Annotated in this window: 10 protein-coding genes; 2 read left to right on the top strand and 8 right to left on the bottom strand. The window is 55.1% G+C overall.

Annotated elements, in window-relative coordinates; all coding sequences use genetic code 11:
- Positions 1 to 101 precede the first annotated feature (101 nt).
- On the top strand, positions 102 to 467 hold the full coding sequence (queD, locus tag M8013_RS07060; protein ID WP_271267089.1) for a 6-carboxytetrahydropterin synthase QueD: 366 nt from the start codon (positions 102 to 104) through the stop codon (positions 465 to 467).
- Between the two features lie 54 nt (positions 468 to 521).
- On the opposite strand, the gene M8013_RS07065 is transcribed toward queD, so the two are convergent.
- The 7 genes from M8013_RS07065 to rlmD all read right to left on the bottom strand — a co-directional run bounded on the left by M8013_RS07065 (position 522) and on the right by rlmD (position 9861).
- Positions 522 to 1310: an SDR family oxidoreductase gene (locus tag M8013_RS07065; protein ID WP_271267090.1), complete on the bottom strand. Its 789-nt coding sequence runs from the start codon at positions 1308 to 1310 to the stop codon at positions 522 to 524.
- Between the two features lie 61 nt (positions 1311 to 1371).
- Positions 1372 to 2043, bottom strand: coding sequence for a 7-carboxy-7-deazaguanine synthase QueE (gene queE / locus M8013_RS07070; RefSeq protein ID WP_271267091.1), 672 nt, complete (start codon positions 2041 to 2043; stop codon positions 1372 to 1374).
- 133 nt (positions 2044 to 2176) lie between these two features.
- Positions 2177 to 3472, bottom strand: a complete 1296-nt coding sequence (gene eno / locus M8013_RS07075; RefSeq protein ID WP_271267092.1) for a phosphopyruvate hydratase — start codon at positions 3470 to 3472, stop codon at positions 2177 to 2179.
- Between the two features lie 82 nt (positions 3473 to 3554).
- Complete coding sequence (pyrG, locus tag M8013_RS07080) at positions 3555 to 5192, bottom strand: glutamine hydrolyzing CTP synthase (protein WP_271267093.1); 1638 nt, start codon at positions 5190 to 5192, stop codon at positions 3555 to 3557.
- A 224-nt stretch (positions 5193 to 5416) separates the two neighbouring features.
- Complete coding sequence (gene mazG / locus M8013_RS07085; protein ID WP_271267094.1) at positions 5417 to 6208, bottom strand: nucleoside triphosphate pyrophosphohydrolase; 792 nt, start codon at positions 6206 to 6208, stop codon at positions 5417 to 5419.
- Between the two features lie 70 nt (positions 6209 to 6278).
- Positions 6279 to 8510 carry a GTP diphosphokinase gene (gene relA, locus M8013_RS07090; protein ID WP_271267095.1) on the bottom strand — a complete coding sequence of 744 codons (2232 nt, stop codon included), beginning with the start codon at positions 8508 to 8510 and terminating at the stop codon, positions 6279 to 6281.
- Positions 8511 to 8562: 52 nt separating this feature from the next.
- Positions 8563 to 9861, bottom strand: coding sequence for a 23S rRNA (uracil(1939)-C(5))-methyltransferase RlmD (rlmD, locus tag M8013_RS07095; protein WP_271267096.1), 1299 nt, complete (start codon positions 9859 to 9861; stop codon positions 8563 to 8565).
- Positions 9862 to 9918: 57 nt separating this feature from the next.
- Between rlmD and barA the strand changes: the two genes are divergently transcribed.
- Positions 9919 to 12678, top strand: a complete 2760-nt coding sequence (barA, locus tag M8013_RS07100; protein ID WP_271267097.1) for a two-component sensor histidine kinase BarA — start codon at positions 9919 to 9921, stop codon at positions 12676 to 12678.
- 49 nt (positions 12679 to 12727) lie between these two features.
- On the opposite strand, the gene M8013_RS07105 is transcribed toward barA, so the two are convergent.
- Positions 12728 to 13867 (bottom strand): glycerate kinase, encoded by a 1140-nt coding sequence (locus M8013_RS07105; RefSeq protein ID WP_271267098.1) that lies wholly within the window; start codon positions 13865 to 13867, stop codon positions 12728 to 12730.
- Positions 13868 to 13937 lie beyond the last annotated feature (70 nt).

The raw sequence follows: 13937 nt of genomic DNA on the forward strand, positions 1-13937 counted from the left end.
GCAGCAGGAGTGCAGGCTCGGGATAATGACGGTTTTAGTTAATGATAAAAAAGGTACTTTCCGGTACTCTACGGCGGTTTTTTCCGCAATTCTGAGAGTTCATGATGTCCACCACACTGTTTAAAGATTTCATCTTCGAAGCCGCCCATCACCTGCCTCACGTCCCGGAAGGGCATAAATGTGGTCGCCTGCACGGGCACTCATTTATGGTGCGCCTGGAGATTACGGGTGACGTCGATCCGCACACCGGTTGGATCATGGATTTTTCCGAGCTGAAGGCTGCGTTTAAACCGACCTATGATCGTCTCGATCATTATTATCTGAATGATATTCCGGGTCTGGAGAATCCGACCAGTGAAGTGCTGGCGAAATGGATTTGGGATGAGATGAAGCCGCTGGTCCCCCTGCTGAGTTCGGTGATGATCAAAGAAACCTGTACGGCGGGCTGCGTGTATCGCGGGGAGTAATTTTCTCTTTCGTTCTGCTGCTCCCGAGTCCTCGGGAGCACGTTGGCTGATTCGTTAGCGCACCAGATACCCGCCATCAACGGCCAGAATATGGCCATTCACATAGTCAGACGCCCTGCTGGCAAGAAAAATCATCGCCCCCATTAAATCTTGCGGATCTCCCCAGCGGTTAGCGGGAATATGCTCCAGCACGCGCTTATATTCTTTTGGTGTACTGCGCGTTATCGCGGTGATGTCCGTTTCGTAATAGCCCGGCGCGATACCGTTAACCTGAATATTGTACTGGCCTAATTCATCGCAGTAGGCTTTTGTTAAGCCCGCCAGCGCATGTTTTGTGGCGGAATAAGCCGGAGACCATCTGCCGCCCAGAGATGAGAAAACCGAGCAGACATTGATAATCTTACCGCTACGACGCGGGATCATAATTTTTGCCGCCTCGTGGCTGAGTTCAAATGCCGCGGTCAGATTCACGTTAATCATGGGATCCCAGTCATCGCGCCCAAAACGTTCGACTTTGTTTAGCTTACAGATCCCGGCATTATTGACCAGAATATCCAGCGAACCAAAATGCTGGCAGCAGGCATTGATTATCTGTTGCGGCACACCCTCAGCGGCAATATCCACAGACAAGAATTCAACCTCAACGCCCTGCGCTTCAATAAGCTCGCGGGTTCTGACATTCTCGCTACTGATGCCTGCGATAAACAGATTTGCTCCGGCTTTCGCCATCGCCACGGCAAAAGCTTGCCCCAGCCCCCGGTTGCCGCCGGTCACAATGGCCGTCTTTCCCTTGAGGGAGAAAAAATCCATGGAAAATGCGTTGAGTGATTCTGTAGACGTCATGTCGATTACTCTCCCTGAAACACAATGATTGCCGGCCCGCCCGACAATCACGATGACAATGCTAAGCGATATTCAGATATTTATGGGTTTGCATTGAGAGGCGCCAGTTGCGCGCAATGCAGGTTTCGATGCACAGACGGGTAGCATCCTCTTTCTGACTGATTGGCTGTAGCGCAATCACACGCTGCTTGTCGTCAGACAACGTGGCCAGCAGTTCATCCAGCGCTTCGATATCACGCATACGACCGACCGGGTGCTTGATTTCATCGGCACGCTCCAGCGCCTGGGACAATACGTCATATCCGCCGCGCATATTCACTTTTGGCGAAACCGTTACCCAGGTCGTATGTGTGCAGCGCACTTCGTGCGTACCGCTGGTCTCGATCTGACAGCTGAAACCGTTGTGCTCCAACAGCGAGGTCAGCGGGGTGAGATCGTGGATGCAGGGTTCACCGCCGGTGATCACCACATGGCGCGCCGTCCAGCCCTGACGACCAATAATCGCCAGCAGATCTTCCGGGTTTGCCGCACCCCATTTATCGCTCTCTTTGGTTTTGGCCAGAATGCTGAACAGCGACACTTCCCGATCGCTAAGCGTATCCCAGGTATGTTTGGTGTCGCACCAGGCACAGCCAACCGGGCATCCCTGCAAACGAATAAAAATTGCGGGCACGCCGGTGAAGTAACCCTCGCCTTGCAGGGTCTGGAACATCTCATTAATCGGGTACTGCATAGTCAACTCTGAAAAAAGGGGTAATCTGTAATTATCGCAGATGTTGGCCTGCAGGTCATGTGCGAGAGCTGCTTTACCGCAGGCATAAAAAAACCCGCCGAAGCGGGTTTTTATTAAGAGTTAAGGTTCAGAATTACTGACCTTTGATCTCTTTACGGCCGTTGTATGGTGCTTTTTCGCCCAGTGCTTCTTCAATACGAATCAGCTGGTTGTATTTAGCAACACGGTCAGAACGGCTCATAGAACCAGTTTTGATCTGGCCAGCAGCGGTACCAACAGCCAGGTCAGCGATGGTCGCGTCTTCAGTTTCGCCTGAACGGTGAGAGATAACGGCAGTGTAGCCAGCGTCTTTCGCCATTTTGATCGCAGCCAGAGTTTCGGTCAGAGAACCGATCTGGTTGAATTTGATCAGGATGGAGTTAACGATGCCTTTGTCGATACCTTCTTTCAGGATCTTGGTGTTGGTTACGAACAGATCGTCACCCACCAGCTGGATTTTGTCGCCCAGAACTTTAGTCTGGTAAGCGAAGCCATCCCAGTCAGATTCGTCCAGACCGTCTTCGATAGAGACGATTGGGTACTGTTTGGTCAGGTCTTCCAGGAAGTGAGTGAACTCTTCAGAGGTGAACGCTTTGTTGCCTTCGCCAGCCAGAACGTATTTACCGTCTTTGTAGAATTCAGATGCTGCACAGTCCATCGCCAGGGTGATGTCGGTGCCCAGCTCATAGCCTGCTGCTTTAACCGCTTCAGCGATTACAGCCAGTGCTTCGGCATTAGAACCCAGGTTAGGTGCATAACCACCTTCGTCACCAACAGCCGTACCCATGCCTTTAGATTTCAGAACTTTAGCCAGGGTGTGGAACACTTCAGAACCCATACGGATGGCTTCTTTCAGAGTTTTCGCGCCAACAGGCTGAATCATGAACTCTTGAATATCAACGTTGTTGTCTGCGTGCTCGCCGCCGTTGATGATGTTCATCATCGGAACTGGCATAGAGTATTTGCCTGGGGTGCCGTTCAGTTCAGCGATGTGTTCGAACAGCGGCTGACCTTTAGAAGCAGCTGCTGCTTTGGCGTTTGCCAGAGACACAGCCAGGATTGCGTTCGCACCGAAGTTAGATTTGTTTTCAGTACCGTCCAGGTCGATCATGATCTTATCGATGCCAGCCTGGTCTTTGGCGTCTTTGCCAAGGATTGCCTGAGCGATTGGGCCGTTAACCGCGCCAACTGCTTTGGTTACGCCTTTACCCAGGTAACGGGATTTGTCGCCATCGCGCAGTTCCAGCGCTTCGCGGGAACCAGTAGAAGCACCTGACGGCGCAGCTGCCATACCGACGAAACCACCTTCAAGGTGAACTTCAGCTTCAACGGTAGGGTTACCACGGGAGTCGATGATTTCACGACCGATGACTTTAACGATTTTGGACATTAGATTTTCCTCAGTACAAGTTAAACTAAAACTCCAGACAAACAGCGCGTCCCCAAGGTACGCGCTGCCGTGCTAACTTTTCTTACTTCGCCTGACGCTTCTGGAACTCGTTGGCGGCTTTCACAAAGCCAGCAAACAGCGGATGTCCATCACGCGGCGTGGAAGTAAATTCCGGGTGGAACTGACAGGCAACAAACCACGGGTGGTTCGGCACTTCGATGATCTCGACCAACTGATCATCCCCGGAGCGGCCCGCAATACGCAGACCCGCAGCTTCAATTTGTTTCAACAGCAGGTTGTTGACTTCATAACGGTGACGATGGCGTTCGGTGATAACCGGTGCACCGTACATCTGGCGTACCAGGCTGTCGTCAGAGACCTGACAGGCCTGCGCACCAAGACGCATCGTGCCGCCCAGATCGCTCTTCTCGGTACGGACTTCGACGTTACCTTCTTCGTCGCGCCATTCGGTAATCAGCGCCACAACAGGGTACTTACAGTCTGGCACAAATTCCGTTGAGTTGGCGTTTTCCATACCCACCACATTACGAGCAAATTCAATCAGCGCAACCTGCATACCCAGGCAAATGCCGAGGTAAGGAATATTGTTTTCACGCGCATAGCGTGCGGTAGCGATCTTGCCTTCAACGCCACGGTAGCCGAAGCCGCCAGGGATCAGAATAGCATCCAGATCTTTCAGAATTTCTACACCGCGGGTTTCAACATCCTGCGAATCAATCAGCTTGATGTTGACGGTTACGCGGTTTTTCAGGCCACCGTGTTTCAGCGCTTCGATAACTGACTTATAGGCGTCCGGCAGTTCAATGTACTTGCCGATCATACCAATAGTCACTTCGCCTGCCGGGTTTGATTCTTCGTAAATAACCTGTTCCCATTCTGACAGGTTTGCTTCCGGACAGTTCAAGCTGAATCGTTTACAAATATAATCGTCCAGACCCTGTGATTTCAACAGGCCCGGGATTTTATAAATGGAATCGACGTCTTTCATTGAAATAACGGCTTTTTCTGGCACGTTACAGAACAATGCAATTTTCGCACGTTCGTTGGCCGGTACGGCGCGATCGGAGCGGCAAACCAGGATATCAGGCTGAATACCGATAGAGAGCAATTCTTTAACGGAGTGCTGAGTAGGCTTGGTTTTTACCTCACCGGCAGCGGCCAGGTAAGGCACCAGCGTCAGGTGCATGAACAGCGCATGTTCACGACCGATATCAACCGCCAGCTGACGAATCGCTTCGAGGAACGGCAGGGATTCGATATCACCTACGGTACCGCCGATTTCAACCAGTACCACGTCGTGGCCTTCGCCACCCGCAAGGACGCGCTCTTTAATGGCGTTGGTGATGTGCGGGATGACCTGAACGGTTGCGCCCAGATAGTCGCCACGGCGTTCTTTACGCAGAACGTCGGAGTAGATACGGCCCGTAGTGAAGTTATTGCGACGGGTCATTTTGGTGCGAATGAAGCGCTCGTAGTGACCCAGGTCCAGATCGGTTTCAGCGCCGTCTTCAGTAACGAACACTTCCCCGTGTTGGATAGGGCTCATGGTGCCAGGATCGACGTTGATGTACGGATCCAGTTTCATCATGGTCACGTTGAGGCCACGGGCTTCAAGAATGGCTGCCAGGGAGGCTGCGGCAATGCCTTTACCCAGAGAGGATACGACCCCGCCGGTCACAAAAATATAGTTCGTTGTCATGCTGAACCTGAGAAGTTAGGGTGAAACGATGGAATAACCAGGACGGGAAAGTAGTATACCCGAACACGGCGAGCGCCACAAACTTTCATTCTCCGTCTCCTGTCTCAGGCTTTGACTCACATTGGGAGTGAGAAAATAGCCCCTTTGGGGTAAATGTTTTTGACGCAAATCAAGCGCTTGTCATTTAAAAAATCACACAAATTGCGCTTGATCGCAAAAACCCGTTAGAGATCATATTCCTGGCGTTTTACTTCCTGCCAGACTTCTTCCATCGCCTCGAGGTCAACGCCGGTCATTTCCAGCCCGCGCGCGGCGATGATGCGCTCCACTTCGCGGAAGCGACGCTCAAATTTGAGGTTGGCTTTTTGCAGTGCCGTTTCGGCTTTCACCCCTAAATGGCGTGATAAGTTCACCGTCGCAAACAGCAGGTCGCCCATCTCCTCTTCCAGCCTGTCCTGATCGACGACAGCCTGCTGCGCTTCGTGCATGACTTCGTCGATTTCTTCGTGCACTTTGTCGAGCACCGGGCCAATAGTGGTCCAGTCAAACCCGACCGTCGAACAGCGTTTCTGGATCTTATGCGCGCGCATCAATGCTGGCAGGCTGAGTGGGATATCATCCAGCGCCGAGTGCTGTGCTTTTTCAGCCCGTTCAGCCGTTTTTATCTGTTCCCAGCGGGCCAGTACCTCATGGCTGTTTTCGGCGGTGGCATCGCCAAAAATGTGCGGGTGGCGGCGTTCCAGCTTATCGCTGATGGCGGCGCAAATGTCATTGAAATCAAAGCGCCCCTCTTCCTGGGCCATTTGTGCATAGAACACCACCTGGAACAGCAGATCGCCCAGCTCGCCGCGCAGATCGTCAAAATCTTCACGGGAGATGGCATCCAGCACTTCGTAGGTCTCTTCGAGGGTGTACGGCGCGATGGTCGCGAAAGTCTGTTCTTTGTCCCACGGACAACCGGTTTGCGGGTCGCGCAAACGTTGCATAATGCCTAGCAGGCGGTCAATTTGGGTCATATCAGTTCCTGATAAATAAAAGAGGCCGGGGGGCGTTTTGCGCCTGACCCGGCCTGAAAGGAGGGTAATCTTATCCGCCGTGCAGACGACGCGCGTCGATCACATCCGGCACCTGGTTCAGCTTGCCGAGCACCCGGCCCAGCACCTGCAGGTTATAGATTTCAATCGTCATATCGATGGTAGCAAGCTGCTGTCGGGTATCGCTGCGGCTGGCGACCCCCAGCACGTTCACTTTTTCGTTGGCCAGAATAGTGGTGATGTCGCGCAGCAGGCCGCTGCGATCGTTGGCCGAGACCCGTACCACCAGCGAATAGCCTGCTGAGTAGCTCTCGCCCCACACCGCATCAACGATACGTTCCGGCGCATGCGACTGTAAATCTTCCAGCTGATCGCAGTCCGCCCGGTGGATGGAGATCCCGCGTCCCTGAGTGATAAAACCGATGATCTCGTCACCCGGGATTGGCTGACAGCAGCGAGCAATGTGGTGCATCAGATTGCCAACGCCCTCTACCACAACCCGACCGTTATCTTTGCTGCGATGCGGTGGCGTGTAGCTTTTCTGCTGCAGCAGCTTCAGCGCCGCTGCATCCTGTTCGGCCGCGCTCGGTTTATTGAACTGCGCCTGCAGGAAATTCACCATCTGGTTGAGGCGAATATCCCCGCCGCCAATCGCCGCCAGCAGCTCGTCCAGCTCGTTAAAGTTATAGCGCGGCAGCAGGTGCTTCTCTGCCTCTTTCAGGTGGATACCTAAATGCTCCAGCTCATCGTCGAGGATCTGGCGACCGGCAAGAATATTCTTGTCACGATCCTGCTTGCGGAACCACGCGTGAATTTTCGAGCGTCCGCGGCTGGTGGTGACATAGCCCAGATTCGGATTCAGCCAGTCCCGGCTCGGGTTCGGCTGTTTCTGGGTGATGATCTCAATCTGATCGCCCATCTGCAGTTGATATGTGAACGGCACGATGCGCCCACCGATTTTGGCGCCGATGCAGCGGTGCCCCACATCGCTGTGGATATGGTAGGCAAAGTCGAGCGGCGTCGAACCCGCCGGAAGATCGACGACATCACCTTTCGGCGTAAAGACGTAAACCCGATCGTCAAAGACCTGGCTGCGCAATTCGTCGAGCATTTCACCGGAGTCGGCCATCTCTTCCTGCCACGCAATCAGCTTGCGCAGCCAGGCGATACGGTCTTCGTGGCCGGAACGCGCACCGCTGGAAGTCCCTTCTTTGTACTTCCAGTGCGCGGCGACGCCCAGTTCAGACTCTTCGTGCATTTGTTTGGTACGAATCTGGATTTCAACCGTTTTACCGCCCGGCCCGAGCACCACGGTATGGATCGACTGGTAGCCGTTCGGTTTCGGGTTGGCGACGTAGTCGTCAAACTCATCCGGCAGGTGGCGGAAATGGGTATGAACGATACCCAGCGCGGCGTAGCAGTCCTGCAAGCGCTCGGCCACGATACGCACCGCACGCACGTCAAACAGCTCATCGAAGGCAAGATGCTTTTTCTGCATTTTGCGCCAGATGCTGTAGATGTGTTTCGGGCGACCATAGACTTCTGCTCGCACGTTTTCTTCTTTCATCGCCTTACGCAACCCACCGACGAATTCGTCGATGTAATGCTCCCGGTCGATACGGCGTTCGTGCAGCAGTTTCGCAATGCGCTTGTATTCCGCCGGGTGCAGGTAGCGGAAGCAGTAATCTTCCAGCTCCCATTTCAGTTGCCCGATCCCTAAGCGGTTAGCCAGCGGCGCGTAGATGTTGGTGCACTCTTTTGCCGCCAGCACGCGCTCATCTTCTGGCGCATCTTTCACTTCGCGCAGATGGGCCACGCGTTCGGCCAGTTTGATCACCACGCAGCGGAAATCGTCCACCATTGCCAGCAGCATGCGGCGGACGTTATCGACTTGTTCAGCGGAAACTGAATCGGTATGAGCAGCTTTAAGCTGGCGAATGGCCGCCATATCACGCACGCCGTGGATCAGTTCGACGACCGGTTTGCCGACGCTCTCACGCAGCACCTCTTCGCTGACCACCCCGGCATCGGCAAGCGGGAACAGCAGGGCCGCCTGGAGTGTTTCAATATCCATATTAAGCATGGAGAGGATTTCGACCATCTCCACACCGCGCCACAGCAGCAGATCCGCATCGGGGTGCCCCTGGGTAGTGCGCAGACAATAGGCCCAGGTTTCGGTTAAACGTTCACACGACTGCTGGCTGGATATGCCCAGACTGGCGATCCATTTTTGTGGGTCAAACTCTCCAGCTTTATTGAGATGTGCACTTCTTACCGCAACCATCGTCCTCTCCTTTAGGGACCCGTGCCTGTCGAATTCGACAAGCCGAAATTCATCAGTTAAGCGTGAACAACGCCATTGATTCCAGATGCCCAGTGTGCGGGAACATATCAAGCATTGCCAGACGCTGAATCTGGTAACCCGCGGCTAATAATGCCTCACTGTCCCGGGCAAGCGTCGCCGGGTTACAGGACACATAGACCACACGTTGTGGCGCGAGTTTAATTATATGCTGCATCACGCCTGGGGCGCCGGCACGTGCCGGATCCAACAGGATTTTGTCAAAGCCGTGCTTCGCCCAGGGCTGCTGAGTGACATCTTCTTCCAGATTCTCATGAAAAAATGTCACATTATGCAGCGCATTGTTAACTGCGTTGTCGCGCCCTTTCTCCACCAGCGCCGCCACGCCTTCAACCCCAACCACGCTTTGTGCCCGTTTTGCCAGCGGCAGGGTGAAGTTGCCCATCCCGCAGAACAGATCGAGCACCCGGTCATTAGGCTGAATATCCAGCCAGGCCAGCGCCGTCGCGACCATCTGCTGGTTGACACCATCGTTGACCTGAATGAAATCGCGCGGACTGAACGATAAGCGTAGCCCGTCTGAGTCGTACCAGGGCGCTTCACCGGTTACGTGCTCAAGTATGTCGCTTTGCGGAGCGAGATACAGCGCGAGGTCATGAGAATGCGAAAAGCGTTCCAGTTTTTCGCGATCCCGGGCAGAAAGTGGCGCGGTATGGCGCAGCACTATCATTGGGCCGCCGTTCGCCAGCACCAGCTCGACGTGTCCCAGATGGCGAACGCCCTGCAGTTCAGAAAGGCATGTGCGCACTTCTGGCAGCAGCGCCTCAAGACGGGGCACCAAAATGGGGCACTGATTGATATCGACAATGTCGCTGGAATTGGCCTTGCGAAATCCCATCTCCAGGCGCGCGGTTTTTGGCAGATAATTCAGGCTCAGACGCGCGCGACGGCGGTAGCCCCAGGGCTCACCGGCGATAATCTCGTTAACGTCATGCTTCAGAAGTCGCGCCAGAGCACGGCTTTTGCTGCGTTCCTGCAGCGCAACGCTGGCATGCTGTTGCTGGCAGCCACCGCATACGCCATAGTGCGGGCAGCGAGGCTTCACGCGTTCCGGGCTATCATTAAGACGGCGTTTAACCTGCCCGCGCGCGTACTGGCGTTTCTCTTCCGTCAGAGTGATTTCTGCCCGCTCATCCGGCAACAGGCCGGGGATAAACAAGGCCTTACCGTCATGGCGCGCCACGCCTTGACCGAAGGGATCGAGGTCTGTGACATCAACAGTTATGATCTGACGCGTCGTCACGCGTCGCTTTGCAGAGTAGAATTGCGCCATTACCGGGTATTTTCTCAAATGAACATATTGACTCTAATTGTCCCATAACGGAACTCCATGACCAACTACAGCCTGCGTGCGCGCATGATGATTTTGATCCTTGCCCCTACCGTACTCATTGGTTTGCTGCTGAGCACCTTCTTTGTGGTGCACCGTTATAACGACCTGCAACGCCAGTTAGAGGATGCGGGAGCCAGCATTATTGAACCGCTGGCGGTCTCCAGCGAATACGGCATGACCCTGCAAAATCGCGAATCCATTGGCCAGCTGATCAGCGTTTTGCACCGCCGCCACTCGGACCTTGTGCGCGCCATCTCCGTCTATGACCAAAATAACCATCTGTTTGTGACGTCCAATACCCACATTGACCCCAGCACGCTTAAAATCCCTGACGGAATGGCGTTTCCCCCACGTCTGAGCGTGATCCAACAGGGCGACAGGATGATCCTGCGCACGCCGATCACCTCAGAAAGTTATTCGTCAGATGAATCTGCGGGTTCAGATGCCAAGCCCGACAACAATATGCTGGGATATGTGGCGCTGGAGCTGGATCTCAAGTCCGTGCGCCTGCAGCAGTACAAAGAAATTTTTATCTCCACCGTCATGATGCTGTTCTGCATCGGCATTGCCTTGATCTTCGGCTGGCGGCTGATGCGTGATGTGACAAGCCCAATCCGTAACATGGTGAATACCGTAGACCGGATCCGCCGGGGCCAGCTCGACAGCCGCGTTGAAGGCTTTATGCTCGGCGAACTGGATATGCTGAAAAACGGCATCAACTCGATGGCAATGTCGCTGGCGGCATACCATGAAGAGATGCAGCACAACGTCGATCAGGCCACCTCCGACCTGCGCGAAACACTGGAGCAGATGGAGATCCAGAACGTCGAGCTGGATCTGGCCAAAAAGCGAGCCCAGGAAGCGGCGCGCATTAAATCTGAGTTCCTGGCAAACATGTCTCATGAGCTGCGAACCCCGCTGAACGGCGTGATTGGTTTTACGCGCCTGACCCTGAAAACCGAGCTCAATCCAACCCAGCGCGACCATCTGCATACCATCGAACGCTCGGCCAATAATCTGCTGGCGATCATCAACGACGTGCTCGATTTCTCCAAGCTGGAGGCGGGTAAACTGCTTCTGGAAAGTATCCCGTTCCCGCTGCGCAATACGCTGGATGAAGTGGTAACGCTGCTGGCGCACTCCTCCCATGACAAGGGTCTGGAGCTGATGCTGAATATCAAAAATGACGTGCCGGATAACGTGATTGGCGATCCGCTGCGCATGCAGCAGGTGATCACCAACCTGGTGGGTAACGCCATCAAATTCACCGAAAGCGGCAACATTGATGTCCTGGTGGAAAAGCGTGCCCTCAGCAATACCAAGGTGCAGATTGAGGTGCAGATCCGCGATACCGGGATTGGCATCCCGGAACGCGATCAGTCCCGGTTATTCCAGGCTTTCCGCCAGGCCGATGCGAGCATTTCACGCCGTCACGGCGGTACCGGTCTGGGCCTGGTGATCACGCAAAAGCTGGTCAAAGAGATGGGCGGGGATATCTCCTTCCACAGCCAGCCCAACCGGGGGTCGACCTTCTGGTTCCACATTAGTCTCGATCTGAATCCAAACGTTCTGACCGACCGGCCTGCAATGGATTGCCTGCAGGGTAAACGGCTGGCCTACGTTGAACCCAACGCCGCAGCGGCGCAGAGTACGCTGGATGTGTTGAGCACCACGCCGCTGGACGTTATCTACAGCCCGGCGTTTTCTGCCCTGCCGGTTGAACATTACGACATTCTGCTGATGGGGATCCCGGTGACGTTTACCGGCGAGCTGACCATGCAGCAGGAGCGTCTGGCAAAAGCGGCTTCGATGACCGATTACCTGCTGTTGGCGCTGCCGTGCCATGCGCAGATAAACGCCGAAGAGCTAAAGCACGACGGCGCAGCAGCCTGTCTGCTCAAACCGTTGACCGCTACGCGTCTGCTGCCCACGCTGACGGAATACTGCCGCCTGAATCACTACGTTGCGCCAATCATCAGCGATGAAAGTAAACTGCCAATGACCGTGATGGCGGTGGATGACAATCCCGCTAACCTGAAGCTGATTGGCGTACTGCTGGAGGATCAGGTTCAGCACGTTGAGCTGTGCGAGAGCGGCCTGCAGGCGGTTGAACGTGCCCGGCAGACGCAGTTTGATCTGATCCTGATGGATATCCAGATGCCCGGCATGGACGGTATTCGCGCCTGCGAGCTGATTCGCCAGCTCCCGCATCAGCAGCAAACGCCGGTTATCGCCGTGACCGCACACGCAATGGCTGGCCAGAAAGAGAAGCTGTTGAGTGCCGGAATGAACGACTATCTGGCCAAACCTATCGAGGAAGAGAAGCTGCACAACCTGCTGCTGCGCTACAAACCGGGTCCGGCGACCGGTAGCTGGATTGCGCCGTCAGAGGCAATAGAGGCCCCGGCCAACACCAGCGAGACGCTCGACTGGCAGCTGGCTTTGCGCCAGGCGGCAGGCAAACAGGATCTGGCCCGGGAGATGTTGCAGATGCTGATCGCCTTCCTGCCGGAGATCCGCAATAAAGTGGAAGAACAGCTGGTCGGTGAAAAACCGGAAGGCCTCACCGAGGCGATCCATAAACTGCACGGCAGCTGCAGCTATAGCGGCGTTCCACGGCTGAAGAATCTGTGCCAGTTGCTGGAACAGCAGCTGCGCTCGGGGACGCCGGAAAGTGAACTGGAACCGGAGTTTCTGGAATTGCTGGATGAAATGGCTAACGTCACGCGGGAAGCAATGAAGGTGTTAAGGACGTAAGGACCCTCTCACGTCGGGGAAAAGGTCAGTTGTCGGGGATCGGCCTGGGTTAAACCGCCATCCCCATTTTCAACACGGCAGCAATATTCCTCGCCGCCATCCGCACATTTTCAGCCGCGTCTTCCAGCGCCTCTTCCAGCGTACAGACGGTGTAAATCACGCTAAAGACCGCGTCGATTCCGTGATCGTGCACCACGCCGACGTCTGCCGTCAGGCTACCTGCGATACCAATCACCGGTATGTTATGGCGTTTGGCAATTTTTGCCACGCCAACCGGGACTTTGCCATGAACGGTCTGGCTGTCGATTCGCCCTTCGCCGGTGATCACCAGATCGGCATCGGCGACCAGGCTGTCAAGATCGAGTGCATCGGTGACAATTTCAATACCCTGGCGAAGTGTTGCGCCGCAGAAGGCGTACAGTGCCGCCCCCATTCCGCCTGCCGCCCCGCCGCCTGCCAGATTGAGCACCTCAACGTCGAGGTCGCGGGCAATGATTTGCGCATAGTGCGCCAGCGCGCGATCGAGACGTTCGATCATCTCCGGTGTGGCCCCTTTTTGCGGCCCGAATATTGCACTCGCCCCGCTTTCTCCGGTCAAGGGATTGGTCACGTCGCAGGCGACTTCGATCCGACACTCTGCCAGCCGTTTATCCAGCCCGCTGATATCGATGCGCGCCAGCTTTTCCAGCTCACTGCCGCCTGGGCCAATGGACTTGCCCTGGTCATTCAGCAACGCGGCGCCCAGCGCCTGCACCATGCCTGCACCGCCGTCATTGGTGGCACTGCCACCAATGCCGATAATAATGTGTTTAACACCCGCATCCAGTGCATGGCGGATCAGCTCGCCGGTGCCCCAGGAGGTGGTGGTCAGTGGATTGCGTTGGGCAGGAGCCACCAGCTCCAGACCACTTGCCGCCGCCATCTCGATAAATGCACTTTTCTGGTCTCCGGAGCGGCCATAAAAACCGTCAACATGCTCGCCCAGCGGCCCGGTTACACGCACCTTAATAATCTGACCCTGGGTGGCGGCCACCATCGCCTCTACGGTGCCTTCGCCGCCGTCAGCAACCGGCAGTTTTACATATTCTGCCGAAGGGAAAATCTCGCAAAACCCCTCTTCTATCGCCGTCGCCACTGCCAGGGCACTCAAACTTTCCTTATAGGAGTCCGGTGCGATAACAATTTTCATAAGCCGTCCTTACGCATGTTAACTACCATAAGAATACACCCGGAACGAAAGAGAAAATGCCGGCTCCCGC

This window comes from Silvania confinis (assembly GCF_025564085.1).
GTDB classification, from domain to species: domain Bacteria; phylum Pseudomonadota; class Gammaproteobacteria; order Enterobacterales; family Enterobacteriaceae; genus Enterobacter; species Enterobacter confinis.

Excerpts from the sequence above, each read along its gene's own strand:
- mazG (WP_271267094.1), bottom strand. The coding sequence starts at position 6,208 with ATGACCCAAATTGACCGCCTGCTAGGCATTATGCAACGTTTGCGCGAC.
- relA (WP_271267095.1), bottom strand. The coding sequence starts at position 8,510 with ATGGTTGCGGTAAGAAGTGCACATCTCAATAAAGCTGGAGAGTTTGAC.
- pyrG (WP_271267093.1), bottom strand. The coding sequence starts at position 5,192 with ATGACAACGAACTATATTTTTGTGACCGGCGGGGTCGTATCCTCTCTG.
- barA (WP_271267097.1), top strand. The coding sequence starts at position 9,919 with ATGACCAACTACAGCCTGCGTGCGCGCATGATGATTTTGATCCTTGCC.
- rlmD (WP_271267096.1), bottom strand. The coding sequence starts at position 9,861 with ATGGCGCAATTCTACTCTGCAAAGCGACGCGTGACGACGCGTCAGATC.
- M8013_RS07105 (WP_271267098.1), bottom strand. The coding sequence starts at position 13,867 with ATGAAAATTGTTATCGCACCGGACTCCTATAAGGAAAGTTTGAGTGCC.
- eno (WP_271267092.1), bottom strand. The coding sequence starts at position 3,472 with ATGTCCAAAATCGTTAAAGTCATCGGTCGTGAAATCATCGACTCCCGT.
- queE (WP_271267091.1), bottom strand. The coding sequence starts at position 2,043 with ATGCAGTACCCGATTAATGAGATGTTCCAGACCCTGCAAGGCGAGGGT.
- queD (WP_271267089.1), top strand. The coding sequence starts at position 102 with ATGATGTCCACCACACTGTTTAAAGATTTCATCTTCGAAGCCGCCCAT.
- M8013_RS07065 (WP_271267090.1), bottom strand. The coding sequence starts at position 1,310 with ATGACGTCTACAGAATCACTCAACGCATTTTCCATGGATTTTTTCTCC.